The sequence below is a fragment of the Pseudoalteromonas sp. QJM3NY_22 genome (assembly GCF_056173065.1).
Window position 1 is genome coordinate 1,194,004 of sequence record NZ_CM149655.1, and the last position, 19,767, is coordinate 1,213,770.

A 19,767-nucleotide genomic window follows, 5' to 3' on the forward strand; every position below is an offset into this window, starting at 1 on the left:
AACAACCAGAATTGGCTTTTTAGCTATACCAGTTATAAAGGGATAACATGCAACCGCTTAATATTGAATTTAATAACTCAAACAAAGCTAAGTACTTACAAGTTGCAGATGCTCTGCGCGGTTCTATCGTAAAGGGAGATATTGCACCTGGTGCAAAACTTAGTTCTGCTCGAGTTATGGCGCAAGCGTATAAGTTAAATCGCCATACAATAATGAACGCATTGCAGTTACTAGTAGACGAAGGATGGCTAGAGTCCCATGAACGATCTGGGTATAGCGTCACTCAAACACTGCCAATTCAAAGCAGTGCTAACTGTGAGCACACGCCAGTTTTAACCCCAAAACCTTATAAATTTGCTACAAAATTAGCCATGCCTATTCCGGCAATGAATTTAAAAGATTATGTATATAATTTTGCAGGTGGACTTCCTGATTTAAATAGCTTTCCCTATAAAGAATTTAAACGCTCTATGAGCCATGTATTTAATCATTTAGACACCAGTAAACTTCATTATGGCGATATAAGTGGAGTGAGTGAGCTAAAAAATCAGATAAGCAATTATCTACATAAAACTAGAAGTTTAAAAGTATCAGACTTACTTGTATGTAATGGCTCACAAGAAGCTTTATTTTTAATTTCAAAGGCGTTTATAAATAAAAGCGATTTTGTCGCTGCCGAAACCTTAGGTTATCCGCCAGCACGTAAAGCGTTTGCAGCTTGTGGTGCGCAATTAATAGATATAAAACAAGACGAATATGGGTTGTGTGTAGATGATTTAAAAGCGCAACTTAAACGATATCCAATAAAAATGTTGTACTTAACGCCGCTGCATCAATATCCAACCACAGTTACGCTTTCGCCTACACGGCGAATGCAAATATATCAATTATGTTATGAGTATGGCGTACTGATTATAGAGGATGATTACGATCACGAATTTCACTATCGCTGTCAGCCATTACAACCTATGGCTGGGAACGATCCCGCTGGGATTATTATTTACTTATCTACATTTTCTAAAATTATGTTCTCAGGCGCTAGAATTGGCTACATTTGCGCAGCCCCTGAAGTATTAACACAGTTAATCGCATGGAAGCAGTTAGTAAATCATAAAAATGATGTTGTTATGCAGTTAGCTGTAGCGCATTTTATGCAAGAGGGCGGGTTTGAACGCCACTTAAAACGCATGACTAAGCACTATAAACAACGTTATGAAGCAATGGGCAATACGTTAACGTTACTGCAATCACAGGGTTTACCAATAGAGTATAAAAAGCCTGATGGCGGCATGGCAATGTGGGTTAACTTAAATAAAAATACGAGTAATATAAAACAAGCAATGCAAAGTAAGGGCGTGTATTTACAAGCAGAATTTGAATTTTATTTTGCTAATTCAGTAAGAAGTTTAATGCCCGAGCAACTTAGCCATGTTCGTTTAGGTTTTGCAGGGCAATCAATCGAGGTTATGCAGCAGGGGCTTAAGCTTATAACTGATTATAAGTAACTATTTTTTAAAATCATCTGCATTGTAGTAAAGTGGTTTGAGTGTCCCGCAATTAACAAATTTATAGGTAAGCTCATTTACAGGTGGAACTCGTTTTGAGGTGCGGAACTTTTGCATACACGCATTAACTAAATCGACAAAAATAAGATGGTTATAGCTCGGCGCTTGTTGAATTTTATGAATATAAATACGCTCAGTGCCGCCTAGGTTAATAATGTCGTAGTCTTGCCATTGTGATGATTCACTTAGCCCCTTTAGTTTTCTGGCATACAACTGTTTACTTAGTACAAGTTCTTTTTGTGAGTAAATTAAACTACCACCTTGTTGGTAATCGCCTTCAAAAATATCGGCAATAATCGTAATTTCTTCACCACGCATTAAATGTTGAATATTAAATGCTTGTGGTTTTACGGTGATTAATTCAGCATTTCTGACAAAGCCTAAAAACGCCACATCGGGGTTACCTATTTTATAAACAACTTGTACATCATGAGGTGAATTATAGGTAGGCAAATTCATCGCGATGATAGACGAGCCTTTATTAACTAACACCATTGGATGCTTAGCTTTATAAGCAGGATCGACAGGGGGTAGTTCTACTTTTTTCTCTTCTTCCGCTGTTACAAAGCCACTTATAGTAATTAGTAATAAAGTAAGTAGTAGGCGCATAATAATCTCAATTAATTTATGAGTTTAAATTGTAGTATAAAAATGTATGTAATATTTATCTAATTACAAGATCAATTTAAAGGCTCAAGTGAGCCTTTATAAAATGATTAGGTAGCGCGTGTTATCTGATGGCTTTTTTAACTTCTCGCCAATCAATTATTTTAAAGTTTTGTGGTTGCTGCGGCATTCGATTATAACCATCTTGTACTATTAAAATACCCTCAGGGTAACCCGGTAAAGGTTTTGCTGTAACAGTTAGTCCATCGGTTTCTGATGTGCCATCAATACCTGAGTTTAAATCAGCAATGACGCTAAATTTACCACTAAATTTGAGTGATGGCACTTCAGTGTTTTGAGTTATATTACCTATTTCGTATAACACATAGCTATTATCGCCTTGACTTGAAACAACTAAATAACGTGCGTTATCTGCATGATAAATTTCCATCCCTTCTACATCATCAACTAATTGCTTATTAATGTGTTGTAGCATGATAGGTGTTGTTCCGGTGCTTGGCTCAGCACCTATAAACCAAATACCCGCATCCTCTTCACCAGCATATAGCTGTGCTGTTTCATCATCGGTGCTACAGCCTTCAGGTTGGCTTGGCAGATTAAACTCGCGTACTAGTTCACCCGTTATTTTATTGGCTTGGTTGTGTAATTTATATTGTTGGAAAAGCCCTGATTTATCATTTACAAATACATAATCACCAGTGGGTGATGAGTACATACACATACCATAAATTTCATCTAGGTTTGTAGCAATATCAGTCAGGTACTTTACCGTTTTTTTATTCTCAATAGTAAAGACACTAATGCTGTTGTGCGTCCGGTTGCTAGCAGTTATCCATGTCTTATTATGAATTATTTTACTTTGACGTACGTCAACATTATTTAAGCGGCCGATGTTAAGCGACTGTATTAATGCGCCTTGTAAGTTATAAACCATTAAACCACGACGTTTATCAGTGCCTAAAATAAGGCTGTTTTCAGCATCACTAGGGTTTACCCAAATGGCAGGATCGTCAGCGGCATCACCAAATGCGTTTACAGGTGTAGTTTGTGCATTTGCATGTATTTGCGTTATGTTTTGCCTATTTTTTTGAACCGCTATTTTTTTCACGGATAGTTGGCTTTGCATATAAGCCCCAGTCGTATCATTATAAATAACCGCAGTCGCTGTATTATTACTGGTGTACTTGATAGCGGCTGATTCAGGGTTTAAATTAGTATTTAACCTCCAGTGTTTTAATTTATTACTAATTGGGTTATAAGCATATAGGAGGCTATTTTCAGTGCTTGTAAACCATATCATGCCATCACTTGAGGCAAAGAGAGCGCCAAGTTCATTTTTGAGTTCGCCAAAGGGTGCAACAAGCGCAATTGGTTTTTTATCCGCTTGCGATTCAGCATTTGCATTTATAGCCCAAATCCCCACGTTGGATTCGCTAATAAACAACGTGCTTGTAATATCACTTACAGCACAACCCGCAGCTTCACTTACGCCAGGAAATTCTCGTATACTGACATTGACGGGCTGATTTTTAGCTGTATCAAAAATAGCCGTTTCGGTAATTAAGCCGCGAACATCGGCTATAAATGCAGTAACTGTCTGCGTGATATTATTAGCAAATAAACAAACTGTGTCGGGCTGAGCCTGTGGTGATATGATTCGGGTTAGCTCAGATAACTGCCATGTTTTATTTACATGTTTAAGTTTAAAAATAGCTACATTGTCTTGGTTGTTATCAATACTCGCCACTAAAAAAGCGTTGCTTGATAAAGCCCTAACTGAAAGAGATTCAAAATTTCCGGGCGCAATTATTTGGTTTGTATCTGTTTGGCTATTTACAAGTACTAGCCCTTTGCTTTCACTTGCTAATAACCAATTATTATTGCTTAGCCACGCGCCTTGTGAGCCTTGCATATTTTGATTTGGACCAAGCTCTACAGTGCTAACTATTTGCTTCTCAATGCTTATATTCTCACTTACAGCACCGTTACTACAGGCGGTTATGGCACTAATCATTAAACAGCTAGCAAGTAAGCTAAGTGTTTTATTTAATCTAAAATTCATAATGGTTCCTTTACTGAACACAGCGTTATATTTTCTCAGTCTCTTCTAAAAAATCATGAAGCGAGTGTTGTAATAAATAGCTTTTCTTTATTAAAAATCATGCTTTATAGACCTTGGGTCTGCTGACCTTTTTGATTGAAATTTATTCTATCTATGGTCAATTTAATCGCGGTGCGAGGCTTGTAACCTAGAAGGTTTAGTAAAAGCCGAGCAAAGCTGCTTCGCCCCTAGTCTAAATCCGTCTTTCAAGTTGCTTTTGATTCTAATATAGAAATATCTAATTTATTGTTAACGTTAAAATCTGCATTGATTTTTGGCATGACGAGCAAACTAAAGTTATTTTATGACGTAAATGTGACAGGGGTTACTTTAAACATATACTGTGAGCTGTGTTTTACTGTTATGAAAGGCTTTATGAGCTACTAGCACTCCTTATAAAGTGAGGTTTTTTATGTGGTGTAAGATGGTTTTGAAAATGGTGATCATCTTGCTGTCATATAGTTGAGCTAATATGACCCTGCTGGCAAATATAGATATGAGTTAGCATAAAAATAGACTCTACAAAGAGAAGATATAATTAATGCGATTTAACCCATTTACCAGCCACCGATTATTAGTTAATTGTATTATTGCGATGTTTTTCAGTGCCTGCTTTTTAAGCGTTTATCTAGGTGTACTTAAAACGTATGCTGATATTCAATGGCTAGATATTATGGGCGAGGGCGGTATTGTACTCATGGCTCTGGTATGGATCACGGTGTTATTAATTTCAAGGCCCCCCAGTAAAGTAACAACTTATTTAGTGATTGGCGTAGGGTTGTTTATGTTCTCAGCTACTTTAGATTTACTCGATGAGTGGTTAATGCACCCAGCACACAAATGGCTAAGTTGGATTGAGTCTTTACCAGCCCCTATAGGCATGCTACTAACTAGCTTGGGGTTATATTATTGGCATCAAGAGCAATATGTATTAAATTGCCAATTACGCCGCCGTGAAGCTAACTTGCGTGAACACAGTAAAGTCTGTTTTGTAACAGGGCTTTATAAAGCGCAGTACTTAGATTTAGCCATAAAAAATCAGCTTTTAAGCACACAGCCTTTGTGGCTTGGTGCTATTGATATACGCGATTTCTCGCATTTTAATAGCGAATTTGGTTTTAAAGAAGGCGATAGGTTACTGCGTGAGGTGAGCGAGTTATTGCTAATGAACTGCCGACTAAGTGATGTTGTGTGCAGGTATGCAGGAGACTGCTTTATGGTGTTAATGCCAGAAACCACAGAACAACAAGCAAAAGAGCTTATGATGCAAATTAAAGGGGCATTGAGATATTGCGCATTTAAAGTGGAAGGCTCAAAAAAAGCAAAGTTTCAGCATGTAACAACGGCTTTAATTCAAGGTAATGAACGTAATTATACAGGTACATTAACAAGCCAATTGCATAGTCAGTTACAACAAAAAAAGCACCAACAAAAAGTAGCGCAACGTGCACACCTTTGTTAATCAAGATGATAAGTTTGTAAGTGCACAAGGGCTTATAATTGCGATTGTTGAATTAACACAAAGTCGAGGTATTGAACTTCATAAACTATTGCGTGGTACGGGAATATTTGAGCAAGATTTATGTAACTTTCAACATGCGTTTAGTTTATCTCAGCAGGTGCGTTTACTAGCACAATTTAAACTGTTAATGAAAAGTACCGACAGTGGTTTTTTACTTGGTAGCCAGCTAATAAATGATACGCGAGTTGAAGTACAAGCGCTTATGTACAGTGCTGATTTAGGGCAAGTACTAAAGCAATTAGCGCATTTAAGAATGCAGTTAGCGCCATTATTATTTAGCCAAACATATATTAAAAGCGGGCAATATTATATTTATTTACAACCTGCTCATGGACTCAATGAAGAGCTGCACCACTACGTATTAGAAATATACAGCACCGCTTTTTATAGTTTACTCAAACGAGTAAGCGAAAGTTACCCGCATTGTCAGTTTGACTTTGCTTTTAAGCGCCCTCGGCATATTCAAGAGTACGAACAAAATTTAGGGCTAAAGATAAGTTTTGATAGGCCATGTACTCGCTGGGTATTAAATAAAGCCATGTTAAGGGCTAAGAACCCGTGCGCTAGTCAATTACGATTTATGCAAGCGCAGTCTCAATTACATAATAAAAATTTAGTTAGCATGACTTTTATTGAAGCTGTTTGTAGGTATTTATACTCTCACCCAAGTGCTAATTTAGAGTGTACCGCAAAGCACTTTGCTATGAGTTCAGCTACATTTAAACGAAAACTGAAAATTAACGGAGTAGGCTTTTCAGCGCTAATTGACGAGCAAAACAAACACAAAGCAATTTATCTACTTACCTTACGTGCTAAATGTAATGAACAAGTTGCTGAGCGTCTAGCATTTTATGACATCCCAAATTTTCGGCGTGCTTTTAAGCGTTGGACAGGTTTAACGCCAAGTCAGCTAAAAACGCAGTAAATTACTCTGTTTTTAGCTCCATAGAGTGAAGTAACGTACGTACATTTAAATGCAAGTTTGCATCTTCTGGATTTGAGGTGTTAGTGAGCCAAATCACATCGCCCTGTTTATTAATAAATAACGTAGTAGGCGTACCTCTGATCCCTAATTGTTTAGCTATCGCATCAGCCTTTATTGCTGTTTTAAAAGTATAACCTCTGTCGCTAAGAGCTTTGGCGGGAGCAGCATCTTCATCTTCTTTAAAACTAACTGCAATGACCTTTAAGCCCATATCATCAATTTTTTGAAGTGCCGGTTGCAGCTTTTTACAGTATGGGCACCAAGTGGCCCAAAAATGTAAAATATAAGGCTGGCCTAGTAAATCGTGGGTATTAATTATAGAACCGTCGGCCATTTGTAAATTTAATGTAGGTAATTTAGGGTGGATGGTATTTGTTATTTCCTGTTGCGCATGCGCTGTAAAGCTTAACAAAATGAGTGTGATGGCGATAAATAGCTGTTTCATAGTATTTTCGTTTTTATTATATGTATTAAATAAGAACGAGAATTTAACATTTTTCTTTCACACTAAAAGCGAGCCGCTTGTTCAACAACAATAGCGTGGCGTTTAGCAAGACGAAGATGGTCTTTATCATAGCCTCCACCAATTACTGTCGCCACTGGTGTGTTGTGCTCAAGACAACGTTTTAACACTAAATGGTCGCGTTTAATTATACCATCCCAGCTAATGTCTAATTTACCCAAACCATCGCCTTGCCAAATATCAACGCCAGCATCGTAAAGTACCAAGCTCGGATTTAACTCTTTGAGTAAGTAACTGAAGGTTTCATCCACTATAGCGAGGTATTCGTCGTCTTTCATATTGTCGGTTAAACCAATGTCTAAATCGCTAGCAGATTTTCTAAACGGAAAATTTTTTTCACAATGTATAGAGCAGGTATAAGCGTATGCCTGATGCTGCAACATGGCTGCAGTGCCATCACCTTGGTGCACGTCTAAATCAAAAATAAGTACGTTAGTTACTTCACCCGATTCAATTAAAGTTTGCGTGGTAAAGGCAAGGTCGTTAACCATGCAGTAGCCTGAGCCAAAATCGGTATGTGCGTGGTGTGTCCCACCAGCAAGGTGACATGCTATGCCATGTTTTAGCGCTAAACGAGCCGTTTGTAATGTGCCTTGAGGGGCTGTAAATGTGCGCGCCATGAGCTCTTTTGACCAAGGTAGGCCAATGCGGCGCATGGCTTTTTCATCTAAGCGGTTGTTCCACAAATCGTGTATGTAATTTTCGCAGTGTATTAGCTCAAGTGACGCTGGCGTGCCTAATATTGGCTCAACTAGGTTATCGCCAATCAAACCAAGCTCTTCAACATGCTGATATAAATGTGCAAACTTACTCATTGCAAAACGATGCTTTGGATCAAAGCTAAACGAATAGTTAGGATGATACACCAAGGGTAAGTGTGGATTTAAAGTCATGTATTCACACGTTGAAAAATTTGCCCTATGGTAATCAACTAATCTAAATGAGTCTATTATTGTGCGTCGTGAATCAGCATAGTGAGTTCGCGATGCAGCAGCTCGTCATCGGCTAAATTTAATTCAATTAATCGCTTTAGATAAGTAATGCTATCTATATCAATATGACGGCACTTTAAACCGATGTGATCTGCTTCTATATGACACACAACTATTTCCATTTTTATTTCTATGTCGCTTTGAGGGAGTGTAAAACGCAGTATTGCATCGTTATTGGTGCAGCCTGTCAAAGCATCGCATTTGTTAATCAATGCGCCATGTAGAGATATATCAAGCAATTTACATGGGTATTGATGATCATTAAAAATTACCTGTGCATCGGTTGAAAATAATACACGAGAAAACTGACGACGATTTTGCATATCCTAATTTAGCCTTATTGTTTTTATAATAAATTAATCATAGCGGGTAATTCTCTACATGCTAGAAAATAAGTGCGTAGAATACTGGTGGCATAAAAAAGCCCCGCATAAATGCAGGGCGAGTTATTGTCAAATCTGGTGTATGAGCTCATCTTGATGCTCTGTTTGATCTTGAGTTATTCTTTCGCCGTCTTTAAATTTTACCCCTGTAATTACTTCAGCCAGTAACTTAAACCCTCGCAAGCGGTACCATTTTTTCTCTGCCGACTGCGCGAGTTTAAAAACCATCATTAAGGTGGTTGTCCGGCTGCCACAACTCTTCACTTTATGCGTTCTCAGCCTTACCGTCGCAAACGTTGACTCTATCGGATTACTCGTTCTTATGTGCATCCAATGCTCAGCAGGATAATCATAAAATGCCAGCATTTCATCTTTATCCTTCATCAAGCAATCCGTCGCTTTTGGGTATTTGACTGAGTAATTTTTAACAAATAAATCATACGCTTTATAAGCAGAAGCTCGACTCTCTGCCATCCAGATATCTTGTAAATTCGCTTTGATTTTAGGTTGCATTGATTTCGGCACTTTGTTTAGCACATTCGCGATTTTATGCACCCAGCAACGTTGATGTTGGGTTGTTGGCCATACTTTGGTGAGGGCATTCCAAAACCCCAGCGCACCATCCCCTATGGCCAATTTTGGTGGTATTGTTAGACCCTGTGAGCGCAACTGATTTAACACTTCAGTCCAGCTCTGCTCAGACTCACGAACCCCGTCAACCACCGCCAATAGCTCCTTTCTGCCCGTTTCATCTACCCCCATAATTACCAGTAAGCACAGCTTATCATCCATTCGAATTTTACTGTAAATCCCATCGGCCCAGATATACACATATCGACGTTTAGCCAAGGAACGTTTAGACCACTGCTGATACTCCGTTTCCCAGGTGGATTTCAACCGAGAGACACTATTGGCCGACAAACCTTTGGCTTGCTCGCCTAAAAGAGACACTAAAGCGGGCTGCATATCACCCGTCGAAATTCCTCGTAAATAGAGCCATGGGATCAGCTCTTCGATATTTTTTGTCCGTTTCAGATAAGGCGGGATCAAGGCACTATTGAATTTAATGCCTTCCTTTTTTCGATCCCTGACTTTAGGTATTTTGACCTCAATATCACCAAGGCCTGTTTGGATCGTACGCTCAGGCTGGTGACCATTTTTGACGATCCGCTGAAGTCCCTCGACGGTCTCATGCTGGTATTGAGCCAATAAAACAGCCAACTCAGCCTCAATCGCTTGAGCTAACAACTGCTGCGCCCCGCTTTTAAGCAACTGCTCTAACGGATTGTCTGGTTTTTCAATGGAAATAACATTATCATTTTCAGTCATTGCGATGTCTCTCTGGTTAATTGTTGATCTGGTCAAGATCAATTAACAGATTACATCGCAATGACTTTTTCTCATACACCAGAAACGACTATAGCTCATGCAGGGCTTAGTGTTACTGTAATAAATCAGCTACAGTGAAGATTAGCCAATTTTTTTGTACTTAATACGTTTAGGTTGAGCTGCTGCTGCACCGAGTGTCTTTTTAAGCCACTCTTCGTATTCAGTGTAGTTACCATCAAAGAAGTTAATTACACCTTCGTCGCGGTAATCTAAAATGTGCGTTGCAATACGGTCAAGGAACCAACGGTCATGCGAGATACACATTACACAACCAGGGAACTCTAAAATAGCATTCTCAAGTGCACGTAGGGTTTCAACGTCCAGATCATTGGTTGGCTCATCCAGAAGTAACACATTGCCGCCCGCTTTTAATAACTTAGCAAGATGCAAGCGGTTACGCTCACCACCAGATAGGTCTTTAACAAACTTTTGCTGATCGTTACCTTTAAAGTTAAAGCGACTTACATACGCTCGGCTTGGAAACTCAAAGTTACCAATTTTTAATACGTCTTGACCGTCTGATATTTCTTGGAAAACAGTTTTGCTTTCATCCATACCGTCACGGAACTGATCAACAGTAGCTAGGTGTACTGTTTCACCAACGCTGATACTACCGCTGTCTTGTTCTTGCTCACCGCTTATCATTTTAAACAGCGTTGATTTACCCGCGCCATTCGCGCCAATAATGCCCACAATGGCACCTTTTGGCATGCTAAAGCTTAAATCGTCAATTAAAACGCGATCGCCAAAACTCTTACGAAGATTAGTTACTTCAAGCACTTGGTCGCCTAAACGCGGACCAGGTGGAATAAACATCTCGTTAGTTTCGTTACGCTTTTGGTAATCAGACTGCTGCATTTCAGTAAACTGAGCCATACGTGCTTTTGACTTAGCTTGACGACCTTTAGGGTTTGAACGAACCCATTCAAGTTCTTGCGCAATTGATTTTTGACGTGCTTTTTCAGATTTTTGTTCTTGCTGTAAGCGCGCATCTTTTTGTTCAAGCCAAGAAGAGTAGTTACCTTCCCATGGAATACCTTCACCACGGTCAAGCTCTAATATCCAGCCAGCTACATTATCAAGGAAGTAACGGTCATGCGTTACCGCCACAACAGTGCCTTCGTAATCGTGTAAGAAGCGCTCTAACCATGCAACCGACTCAGCATCCAAGTGGTTAGTAGGTTCATCGAGAATAAGCATGTCTGGTTTTTCAAGTAATAATCGACATATAGCAACACGACGACGCTCACCACCTGAAAGGTGCTCAATTTTAGCATCCCATTCTGGTAGGCGAAGTGCATCAGCAGCCCGTTCTAAAACGTTATCGATGTTGTGACCATCGTGCGCCTGAATAACCGCTTCAAGCTCGCCTTGCTCTTTTGCAAGTGCATCAAAGTCAGCACCTTCCATTGCGTACTCGTTGTATACTTCGTCAAGACGGCTAAGTGCATGTTTAACTTCGCCAACGGCTTCTTCGACAATTTCGCGCACTGTTTTGCTTTCGTCCAGTACTGGCTCTTGCGGTAAATAACCAATTTTTGTACCAGGCTGAGGATGTGCTTCACCTTCAAAATCTTGGTCAACACCGGCCATAATGCGTAGTAACGTAGATTTACCAGAACCGTTTAAACCAAGCACACCAATTTTAGCGCCAGGGAAAAAGTGCAACGAAATATCTTTTAAGATAGTGCGCTTAGGTGGCACAACCTTAGATACTCGACTCATTGAGAATATAAATTTATCAGGTAAAACCATGGAGGAAACCTTTTTTATTTTAGCTGGATTGTTGGGGCGTATTTTAGGTTAAAGAAGGTGTGCAAGCAAATAGGAATAGTTAAGTAGTGAATTTATAATGTATTAAATGAGATTGCCCCTACCGAAGTAGGGAATCCCTTTTGTTACGCTATCGTTACTAAGAAAGAAGTAACTAACAATGCAAGAAGCACAGCCAGTATAGGTGCAATACCACTAATGCTGAAAGCTGTAAACAGCCCACCAAAAGCCATCATTCGTTGCGATAGCAGGTCTTGCCCTTTAAAATTTTGATACATTGAGCATCTCCTTTTAAAAAGTCCTATCGTTCTCTTGTTGAGTTAGGCGATAGAATTAAGACCCGTGACCCTTTCGTTCTTAAAGCCAGTTTTTAACGGTGGTCACGACCTAACTGGAAGTTTAGGGTTTGAACCCAATTCTTTTCATTAATTCTTATTAATGAATATTATTTTAATTTCAATGATTGCGCAACTGATATCAAATGATGAATAAATTCATTTAGACATCTATACATCTAAAGGTTGATATTTTTTACTTTCAGTTCATAATTAAGCCTCGGTTTTTATGAGCAGGAGTAAAGTATGCCAATTACAGTAAAAGACGAGTTGCCGGCAATTGCACGTTTACGTCAAGAAAACGTATTTGTAATGCCAAAAAGTCGTGCAAAAACGCAAGAAATACGCCCAATGCGTTTGGCTATTTTAAACTTAATGCCTAATAAAGTAGAAACCGAAGTTCAGTTTATTCGCTTACTTGCCAACTCACCTTTGCAAGTAAACGTAGAGCTACTGCGCCTCGACACTCACCGCAGTAGCAGTAATTCAGAAGAGCACCTTGATACCTTTTACCGTTATTTTTCTGAGGTTAAAGACAACAATTACGATGCATTAATAGTAACTGGCGCGCCACTTGCGCATTTAGAATACGACGATGTAGCGTATTGGGATGAGTTAAAGGTTATTATTGATTGGGCTGAGCAACACGTTACCTCTACGTTATTTTCGTGTTGGGCAGCGCATGCAGCGTTATATCACCGTTACAATTTAAAGCGCGATTTAAAAGACGATAAACTGTGTGGCGTATTTACTCACCAGTGTTACTTTGATCACGGCGCACTGACTCGCGGATTCGACGACACCTTTTTAGTACCGCACTCACGCTACGGTCACATTGATATAAATAAAATAAACGCCTGCGATGAGCTAGTAGTACTGGCTGGTTCTGAGCGAGTGGGGGCTTACTTACTTAAAAATAAATCGGGTAGCCAAGTGTTTATAACCGGCCACCCAGAGTACGACGCAGACTCGCTAAAAGCAGAATACGAGCGCGATTGTAAAAAAAGCCCTAATGCACCAAAACCCGAAAATTACTTCCCGGATGATGATGCAACCAAACAACCTTCAAAAACGTGGCAAAGCCATGCTTTTTTACTTTTTTCGAACTGGTTAAATTACTACGTGTACCAAACCACACCGTATGATATTAATTTAGTTAGCCAAGACGTGAGGACTAACAACTATGCCGAATAACGCGCCTACAAATAATAAGCAAGCCGAAATAAGTGCCGCATTAAAAGAACGCATTTTAATTTTAGATGGCGCTATGGGCACCATGATCCAAGATCATAAGCTAGAAGAAGAAGACTATCGCGCAGAGCGTTTTAAAGACTGGCATGTATTAATTAAAGGCAATAACGATTTATTAAGCCTAACCAAGCCCGACTTAATCACTGATATTCATCGTGGTTTTTTATCAGCGGGCGCCGATATTATCGAAACCAACACGTTTAACTCGACCACTATTTCGATGGAAGATTACGACATGGCAAACCTAAGTCGTGAAATAAACCTAGAGTCGGCTAAATTAGCACGCGCAATTTGCGATGAATTTACAGCTAAAACGCCAGAAAAGCCACGCTATGTAGCGGGTGTTTTAGGGCCGACATCTAAAACGTGTTCAATTTCGCCAGACGTAAACGATCCGGGTTACCGAAACGTTACCTTTGATAAGCTAGTTACTGCGTATGTAGAGTCTACCCTTGCATTAATGGAAGGCGGCGCCGATTTAATACTAATCGAAACTATATTCGACACGCTTAATGCAAAAGCCGCCTCGTTTGGTGTAGAAGAAGCCTTTGAGCAAGCAGGGCGTACATTACCAGTTATGATCTCGGGGACTATTACCGACGCCTCTGGGCGTACGCTTTCTGGGCAAACAACCGAAGCATTTTATAACTCTATTCGCCATATTAAGCCTATTTCGATTGGTTTAAACTGCGCGCTTGGCCCTGATTTACTGCGCCAATACGTAGAAGAGCTTTCGCGCGTGTGCGAAACCTTTACATCGGTACACCCTAATGCGGGCTTGCCTAATGAATTTGGTGAATACGACTTAGAAGCGCCTGAAATGGCAACCGAAATTATCGATTGGGGTAAATCGGGCTTTATTAATATAGTAGGTGGATGTTGTGGCACCACGCCTGCGCATATTCGTGCTTTTGCAAAAGGTCTAGCGGGCGTTAAACCACGCCAACTGCCAGAGCTTGAAGTACGCATGCGTTTATCAGGCCTTGAAGCCTGTAACTTAAATTAAGGAGCCAGCATGACCCAACAAATAGCAGTATTTACCAATGTCGGCGAACGTACCAATGTAACAGGTTCTGCCATGTTTAAACGTTTAATCATGGAAGAAGACTTTGAGGCCGCGCTAACAGTGGCCCGCGAGCAAGTAGAAAACGGCGCACAGGTTATTGATATAAACATGGACGAAGCCATGTTGGATTCAAAAGCCGCCATGGTTAAGTTTTTAAACTTAATAGCCTCAGAGCCTGATATTTCACGCGTACCCATTATGGTCAACTCCTCTAAATGGGAAGTAATAGAAGCAGGCCTAAAGTGTATTCAAGGTAAGGCCATTGTTAACTCAATATCGCTAAAAGAGGGTGAAGAGCCGTTTATTCGCCAAGCTAAAATAATAAAACGTTTTGGTGCAGCTGCCGTTGTAATGGCATTTGATACCGACGGGCAAGCCGACACGGCAGACCGAAAATATGAAATATGTGCCCGCAGCTACAAAATATTAGTAGAAGACATTGGTTTTCCACCAGAAGATATTATATTCGATCCTAATATATTTGCCGTAGCCACCGGTATAGAAGAGCACGATAACTACGCAGTAGAATTTATTGAAGGCACACGCCGTATCAAGCAAAACTTACCGCACTGTAAAGTGTCGGGCGGGGTATCAAATGTATCGTTTTCATTTAGAGGTAATAACCCAGTACGTGAAGCTATTCACTCGGTATTTTTATACCACGCCATAAAAGCGGGTATGGATATGGGGATTGTAAATGCAGGGCAACTCGCCGTTTACGACGACATACCAGAGGAGCTTCGTAAAGCCGTTGAAGACGTAATACTTAACACAGACCCAGGCGCAGGCGAGCGTTTAGTAGAGCTTGCACCAAAATACTCGGGCATGGCGCAAGCCGAACGAGTAGAAGATTTAGAGTGGCGCACATGGCCTGTTGCAAAACGCCTTGAGCACGCGCTTGTTAAAGGTATTACTACCTTTATAGATGAAGATACCGAAGAATGCCGCGCCGCAGCTGCTAAACCTATTCACGTAATTGAAGGGCCGTTAATGGACGGCATGAACGTAGTAGGTGATTTATTTGGCGCAGGTAAAATGTTTTTACCACAAGTGGTTAAATCGGCGCGCGTAATGAAACGAGCTGTAGCCTACCTAGACCCATACATTGAAGCCGAAAAAGAAGAAGGCTCAACTAACGGTAAAATAGTGATGGCGACCGTAAAAGGCGACGTACACGACATAGGTAAAAATATTGTAGGTGTTGTACTGCAATGTAATAACTATGAAGTAATCGATTTAGGCGTAATGGTACCGGCTGATAAAATACTGCAAACCGCAATCGATGAAAAAGCCGATATTATTGGGTTATCGGGCTTAATTACCCCATCGCTTGATGAAATGGTACACGTAGCAAAAGAAATGAAACGCCGTGGTTTTGAACTGCCGCTACTCATTGGTGGTGCAACTACCTCTAAAGCGCACACCGCAGTAAAAATTGAGCCGCAATATGACAAAGGCGTTGTGTATGTAAATAACGCAAGCCGTGCAGTTGGTGTGGTTTCAAATTTATTATCAAAAGACATTAAACCTGACTTTTTAGCTAAAACTAAAGCTGAATACGTAAAAGTACGCGAGCAACAAGCGCGTAAAAAACCACGCTCTAAGCCTGTTACAATCCAGCGCGCACGCGATAACGCAGCAAAGCTTGATTGGGATAACTACACACCACCAGTGCCTAAAAAGCTGGGCGTGACCGAGTTTAAAAATGTACCAATCGCCACTTTGCGTAAATACATAGATTGGACGCCATACTTTATGACGTGGTCAATCGCTGGTAAATACCCGCGCATAATGACCGATGAAGTAGTAGGCGAGCAAGCGCAAAGCTTATTTAAAGACGCTAACGACATGCTCGACGACCTTGAAAAAGCAGGCAGTTTGCAACCACTTGGCGTAATTGGTTTATTCCCTGCTAACCGCGTTGGGGACGACATAGAAATATACACCGACGAAACACGCAAAGAAGTATTAACTACCTCATGTCATTTACGTCAGCAAACCGAAAAAACCGACTTTGCTAACTACTGCCTAGCCGACTATATAGCACCCAAAGGCACGCCTGATTACTTTGGCGCGTTTGCAGTAACGGGCGGCCTAGAAGAAGACGACTTAGCAAATGCGTTTGACGCACAACAAGACGATTACAACAAAATAATGATTAAAGCGGTTGCCGACAGGCTCGCAGAAGCGTTTGCAGAATACCTGCACGAAAAAGTACGTAAAGAGTATTGGGGTTTTGCACCAAACGAAAACCTAGCAAACGATGAGCTAATACGCGAAAACTACCAAGGTATTCGCCCTGCGCCAGGTTACCCAGCGTGCCCAGAGCACACCGAGAAAAAGAAAATTTGGCAATTATTAGACACCGAAAAACGCATTGGTATGCAGCTAACTAGTTCGTACGCCATGTGGCCAGGTGCTGCTGTTTCGGGTTGGTACTTTTCACACCCTGAGGCTAAATACTACGCCGTCGCCGCTGTGCAAAAGGATCAGGTAGAAGACTACGCTAAGCGAACCAATATGACGCTCGCAGAAGCTGAACGTTGGCTATCGCCTAACTTGGGGTATGATCCGGAGTAGAGCGAAGCCGTCATTTTTAGCTATCAGTAAAACAAAAACGAGCCAAGACAGGCTCGTTTTTTTATATAATTGAAAAGATGTAAAAATTGGTTCATATGTATTCAGAGTTTATTTAATATAAGTAGTAATAAAAAGCTGAGCAACGTGGTTTTTATTCAGGAAAATATTCTTTTCTAAAGAAAATAGGATTATAGATTAAATGAAGCTTTATCATTACATGGATGAGGTATTTGGCCTAAAAAACTTATCAAATAGGAGGGTTAAGGCCTCAACTTTTGACAATTTGAATGATCCTTTTGAGTTATTAGGTATCGAAACTAGTACACCTTATATACGTGCAAGCTTAAATAGGATGAAACTAGATGTTTCAAGAAAATTTGGAATATTGTGCTTTAGTAAAATTTGGTCAAACCCTGTTCAGTGGGCTCATTATGCTAATAATCACAAGGGCATATGTGTGGAACTTGAGCTATCTAACAAAGAGGATGCTCAAGAGGTAAAATATTATTCTGAAAGGTTTAAAAGTAATTTAATAGATGATCAAAACTTCCCACTAAAGTTATTACTTTCTAAATTCAAACATTGGGAATATGAAAAAGAATATAGAACAATTCGGGGCCTTAATAACTTTGAAAAAGAAAATGATCTTTATTTCCAGCCATTCAATGAGGATATGAAACTATCTAAAATAATTATTGGATGCCAGTCAAAGTTAACTAGAAGCGAGCTAGAGAAGTCCCTCTGCATTCAGGATAGAGGTGTTGAAATTATATTTGCTAGAGCTGCTTTCAAGTCATTTAAGATTGTTAAGCATCAGAATAAATAAAGGACTATAAATGAAATATCTAAGCCACATTCTACTGTGCTTATCACTACTTTTCACATCTAACACATTTGCGCTTGAGCAAAAGTATCACGAGTTCGTTTTACCTGTTATTGCTGCTTTTAAAACGCATGATAAAGCTGCGATTGCTGCACATATTCGTTACCCGCTTAAACGACGATACCCCATACCTGACATTAAAAATGAAGCCGAGTTTATTAACCGCTTTGATGAAGTGTTTAATGATGAGCTAGCGGCAGTTATTGCCAGTTCAAACATTAATACTGATTGGGAGAAAGTAGGTTGGCGCGGCATTATGCTAAATAACGGCGTTATGTGGGTTGATACCGGCGGTAAAATTATCGGTATAAATAGCGGAACATCTAAAGAGCAGACACTTGCAAAAAGCTTAATCGAAGAAGGTAAGCAATCCTTGCACGCAAGTATTAATAACTTTGAAAAACCAGTGTTTGATTGGAAAACGGCTAACTACCATATTCGTGTTGATGATTTAGGCGATCATAATTATCGATATGCAGTGTGGAATATTGATAAAAGAGCAAAGGATAAGCCTGATATGGTTTTATTTAACGGCGATGTAACGGTTAGTGGCGCTGGCGGTAATCACCATTATACTTTTAAAAATTGTCGCTATAGTTATGTGCTACCAGTAGCCATTATTGGCTGCTATTACATCACAGCCGGTTGGCTTTAGGTCTTAAAGACGTGAGTAGGTGTTATCGCAAGATGATGCAGAAGCTGCTATTAGAGGTATGTAACCTGAACTCTGGATAATAAATCTAAATATCATTATGGTTCAATATATTAGTAAATCTCTTAACCAGAGCTCAGGCTATGTGACAATTTTATTATTAAGCTCTAGCTTTAACAAATGCTGCTATTGCTTCGTCTTTACAATGCTTAAAGAAACAATCTTGAAACCGTGAGCCGCCAATAGCTTGTTTAACAAGGTCGGGGTCTATCGATTCAAGTGCCTTGAGATAATCTTTAGCTATATCTACTTTTAATTGACTTAAAATACCAGCGTTAGTCACTTGAGATTCTTTGCGATCAGCTGGATAACCTTGACCTTTTTCACCTGTAAATGCTTTTTCGAAAATGTATTTTATATTTAGCTCAGCACCCCACCCAAAACCTTTTGCATACGGTAAAGCCAGTGCATTACCATTGTTTATTTGTGCAAATAGATATGCATCAGAAGGGTCAATACAATAACCACATGCAACACCCGGAAAAGCATTGCTAGCCATAAGTGCACCTTGGCCTGTGCCACAACCTGTTACAACAAAGTCCACAGCTTTAGAGTTAAGCAATAGGCTGGCGATAATTCCTAGGTGGATGTATGTTAATCTATGGTCGTTGTCACCATCCATGCCAACATTAAATACCTGATGATCTTGGGCTTTGGCCACAGTATTAAGTTGCTCAAGTACAATAGGGTTTTTTGCTGCTTGACTAAATTCATTCATTAATGCGATTTTCATAGATTTTACCAAATTAATTAATATTAAATTTATTCTACATTCAATTGCCACCGGTGGCAATCGTGGGTTGTCAGAACAGTAATTTATCCATTATAAAGTTTTGGATAGCTACAGTGATGCACTACTTTAGTTAAAATGCTTATAAATTAATAACCTTTCTCAACTCATTTACTTTTCTTGGTTTAGCGTATTGTTGCTCAATTTTACCAACAAGCTGTTTACGGCTACCTAAATTTTATCTAAATTGTGGTTAGTTGGTTGTCCTATTTTTACTAACGTTCTAATAATTAGTATTTTTATAAAATAGATCTAAGTGATAGGCTAAAAGTAGTAAGTATAAAATAGTA

The 19,767-nt window shown here is 39.7% G+C and carries 17 protein-coding genes; 8 read left to right on the plus strand and 9 right to left on the minus strand.

Annotation, left to right across the window (positions count from 1 at the left end; all coding sequences use genetic code 11):
- Window positions 1-47: 47 nt before the first annotated feature.
- A complete protein-coding gene (gene pdxR, locus AC0VZ4_RS05280) occupies window positions 48-1,505 on the plus strand; it encodes a MocR-like pyridoxine biosynthesis transcription factor PdxR (RefSeq protein WP_475441115.1) in 1,458 nt (485 codons plus the stop codon).
- On the opposite strand, the gene AC0VZ4_RS05285 is transcribed toward pdxR, so the two are convergent.
- Together AC0VZ4_RS05285 and AC0VZ4_RS05290 are read right to left on the minus strand one after the other, a co-directional pair.
- A complete protein-coding gene (locus tag AC0VZ4_RS05285) occupies window positions 1,506-2,174 on the minus strand; it encodes a hypothetical protein (RefSeq protein WP_475441116.1) in 669 nt (222 codons plus the stop codon).
- Window positions 2,175-2,295: 121 nt separating this feature from the next.
- The gene (locus tag AC0VZ4_RS05290) at window positions 2,296-4,254 is read right to left on the minus strand and encodes a phytase (protein ID WP_475441117.1); all 1,959 of its coding nucleotides are present in this window, start codon (window positions 4,252-4,254) and stop codon (window positions 2,296-2,298) included.
- 580 nt (window positions 4,255-4,834) lie between these two features.
- On the opposite strand from AC0VZ4_RS05290, the gene AC0VZ4_RS05295 reads away from it, so the two are divergent.
- On the plus strand, window positions 4,835-5,755 hold the full coding sequence (locus AC0VZ4_RS05295) for a GGDEF domain-containing protein (RefSeq protein WP_475441118.1): 921 nt from the start codon (window positions 4,835-4,837) through the stop codon (window positions 5,753-5,755).
- Window positions 5,739-6,740: a helix-turn-helix transcriptional regulator gene (locus AC0VZ4_RS05300; protein WP_475441119.1), complete on the plus strand. Its 1,002-nt coding sequence runs from the start codon at window positions 5,739-5,741 to the stop codon at window positions 6,738-6,740. Before AC0VZ4_RS05295 ends, AC0VZ4_RS05300 begins: the two co-directional genes overlap by 17 nt.
- A gap of 1 nt (window position 6,741) precedes the next feature.
- Here AC0VZ4_RS05300 and AC0VZ4_RS05305 read toward each other — a convergent pair whose 3' ends face one another.
- The 6 genes from AC0VZ4_RS05305 to AC0VZ4_RS05330 form a co-directional block, all read right to left on the minus strand.
- Window positions 6,742-7,245, minus strand: a complete 504-nt coding sequence (locus AC0VZ4_RS05305; RefSeq protein WP_475441120.1) for a TlpA family protein disulfide reductase — start codon at window positions 7,243-7,245, stop codon at window positions 6,742-6,744.
- 62 nt (window positions 7,246-7,307) lie between these two features.
- Window positions 7,308-8,216, minus strand: a complete 909-nt coding sequence (locus AC0VZ4_RS05310; protein ID WP_475441121.1) for a histone deacetylase family protein — start codon at window positions 8,214-8,216, stop codon at window positions 7,308-7,310.
- Window positions 8,217-8,272: 56 nt separating this feature from the next.
- A complete protein-coding gene (locus AC0VZ4_RS05315) occupies window positions 8,273-8,638 on the minus strand; it encodes a PilZ domain-containing protein (RefSeq protein ID WP_475441122.1) in 366 nt (121 codons plus the stop codon).
- A 129-nt stretch (window positions 8,639-8,767) separates the two neighbouring features.
- On the minus strand, window positions 8,768-10,027 hold the full coding sequence (locus AC0VZ4_RS05320) for an IS256 family transposase (RefSeq protein ID WP_475439694.1): 1,260 nt from the start codon (window positions 10,025-10,027) through the stop codon (window positions 8,768-8,770).
- A 141-nt stretch (window positions 10,028-10,168) separates the two neighbouring features.
- Window positions 10,169-11,842, minus strand: coding sequence for an energy-dependent translational throttle protein EttA (ettA, locus tag AC0VZ4_RS05325; RefSeq protein WP_007376155.1), 1,674 nt, complete (start codon window positions 11,840-11,842; stop codon window positions 10,169-10,171).
- Between the two features lie 143 nt (window positions 11,843-11,985).
- Window positions 11,986-12,138, minus strand: a complete 153-nt coding sequence (locus AC0VZ4_RS05330) for a hypothetical protein (RefSeq protein WP_475441123.1) — start codon at window positions 12,136-12,138, stop codon at window positions 11,986-11,988.
- 303 nt (window positions 12,139-12,441) lie between these two features.
- On the opposite strand from AC0VZ4_RS05330, the gene metA reads away from it, so the two are divergent.
- The 5 genes from metA to AC0VZ4_RS05355 all read left to right on the plus strand — a co-directional run bounded on the left by metA (window position 12,442) and on the right by AC0VZ4_RS05355 (window position 18,630).
- Window positions 12,442-13,389: a homoserine O-acetyltransferase MetA gene (gene metA / locus AC0VZ4_RS05335; RefSeq protein WP_024608777.1), complete on the plus strand. Its 948-nt coding sequence runs from the start codon at window positions 12,442-12,444 to the stop codon at window positions 13,387-13,389.
- Complete coding sequence (locus tag AC0VZ4_RS05340) at window positions 13,379-14,452, plus strand: homocysteine S-methyltransferase family protein (protein WP_475441124.1); 1,074 nt, start codon at window positions 13,379-13,381, stop codon at window positions 14,450-14,452. Before metA ends, AC0VZ4_RS05340 begins: the two co-directional genes overlap by 11 nt.
- A gap of 9 nt (window positions 14,453-14,461) precedes the next feature.
- Window positions 14,462-17,092: a methionine synthase gene (gene metH, locus AC0VZ4_RS05345; protein ID WP_475441125.1), complete on the plus strand. Its 2,631-nt coding sequence runs from the start codon at window positions 14,462-14,464 to the stop codon at window positions 17,090-17,092.
- 199 nt (window positions 17,093-17,291) lie between these two features.
- Window positions 17,292-17,918 (plus strand): DUF2971 domain-containing protein, encoded by a 627-nt coding sequence (locus AC0VZ4_RS05350; RefSeq protein WP_475441126.1) that lies wholly within the window; start codon window positions 17,292-17,294, stop codon window positions 17,916-17,918.
- A 10-nt stretch (window positions 17,919-17,928) separates the two neighbouring features.
- Window positions 17,929-18,630 carry a hypothetical protein gene (locus AC0VZ4_RS05355; RefSeq protein ID WP_475441127.1) on the plus strand — a complete coding sequence of 234 codons (702 nt, stop codon included), beginning with the start codon at window positions 17,929-17,931 and terminating at the stop codon, window positions 18,628-18,630.
- A gap of 157 nt (window positions 18,631-18,787) precedes the next feature.
- Here AC0VZ4_RS05355 and AC0VZ4_RS05360 read toward each other — a convergent pair whose 3' ends face one another.
- Complete coding sequence (locus AC0VZ4_RS05360; RefSeq protein ID WP_149615295.1) at window positions 18,788-19,420, minus strand: RpiB/LacA/LacB family sugar-phosphate isomerase; 633 nt, start codon at window positions 19,418-19,420, stop codon at window positions 18,788-18,790.
- Between the last annotated feature and the right edge of the window lie 347 nt (window positions 19,421-19,767).

What these genes read in the sequence shown, in the direction of transcription:
- pdxR (WP_475441115.1), top strand. Translation starts at nt 48, where the DNA reads ATGCAACCGCTTAATATTGAATTTAATAACTCAAACAAAGCTAAGTAC.
- AC0VZ4_RS05285 (WP_475441116.1), bottom strand. Translation starts at nt 2,174, where the DNA reads ATGCGCCTACTACTTACTTTATTACTAATTACTATAAGTGGCTTTGTA.
- AC0VZ4_RS05290 (WP_475441117.1), bottom strand. Translation starts at nt 4,254, where the DNA reads ATGAATTTTAGATTAAATAAAACACTTAGCTTACTTGCTAGCTGTTTA.
- AC0VZ4_RS05295 (WP_475441118.1), top strand. Translation starts at nt 4,835, where the DNA reads ATGCGATTTAACCCATTTACCAGCCACCGATTATTAGTTAATTGTATT.
- AC0VZ4_RS05305 (WP_475441120.1), bottom strand. Translation starts at nt 7,245, where the DNA reads ATGAAACAGCTATTTATCGCCATCACACTCATTTTGTTAAGCTTTACA.
- AC0VZ4_RS05310 (WP_475441121.1), bottom strand. Translation starts at nt 8,216, where the DNA reads ATGACTTTAAATCCACACTTACCCTTGGTGTATCATCCTAACTATTCG.
- AC0VZ4_RS05315 (WP_475441122.1), bottom strand. Translation starts at nt 8,638, where the DNA reads ATGCAAAATCGTCGTCAGTTTTCTCGTGTATTATTTTCAACCGATGCA.
- AC0VZ4_RS05320 (WP_475439694.1), bottom strand. Translation starts at nt 10,027, where the DNA reads ATGACTGAAAATGATAATGTTATTTCCATTGAAAAACCAGACAATCCG.
- ettA (WP_007376155.1), bottom strand. Translation starts at nt 11,842, where the DNA reads ATGGTTTTACCTGATAAATTTATATTCTCAATGAGTCGAGTATCTAAG.
- AC0VZ4_RS05330 (WP_475441123.1), bottom strand. Translation starts at nt 12,138, where the DNA reads ATGTATCAAAATTTTAAAGGGCAAGACCTGCTATCGCAACGAATGATG.
- metA (WP_024608777.1), top strand. Translation starts at nt 12,442, where the DNA reads ATGCCAATTACAGTAAAAGACGAGTTGCCGGCAATTGCACGTTTACGT.
- AC0VZ4_RS05340 (WP_475441124.1), top strand. Translation starts at nt 13,379, where the DNA reads ATGCCGAATAACGCGCCTACAAATAATAAGCAAGCCGAAATAAGTGCC.
- metH (WP_475441125.1), top strand. Translation starts at nt 14,462, where the DNA reads ATGACCCAACAAATAGCAGTATTTACCAATGTCGGCGAACGTACCAAT.
- AC0VZ4_RS05350 (WP_475441126.1), top strand. Translation starts at nt 17,292, where the DNA reads ATGAAGCTTTATCATTACATGGATGAGGTATTTGGCCTAAAAAACTTA.
- AC0VZ4_RS05355 (WP_475441127.1), top strand. Translation starts at nt 17,929, where the DNA reads ATGAAATATCTAAGCCACATTCTACTGTGCTTATCACTACTTTTCACA.
- AC0VZ4_RS05360 (WP_149615295.1), bottom strand. Translation starts at nt 19,420, where the DNA reads ATGAAAATCGCATTAATGAATGAATTTAGTCAAGCAGCAAAAAACCCT.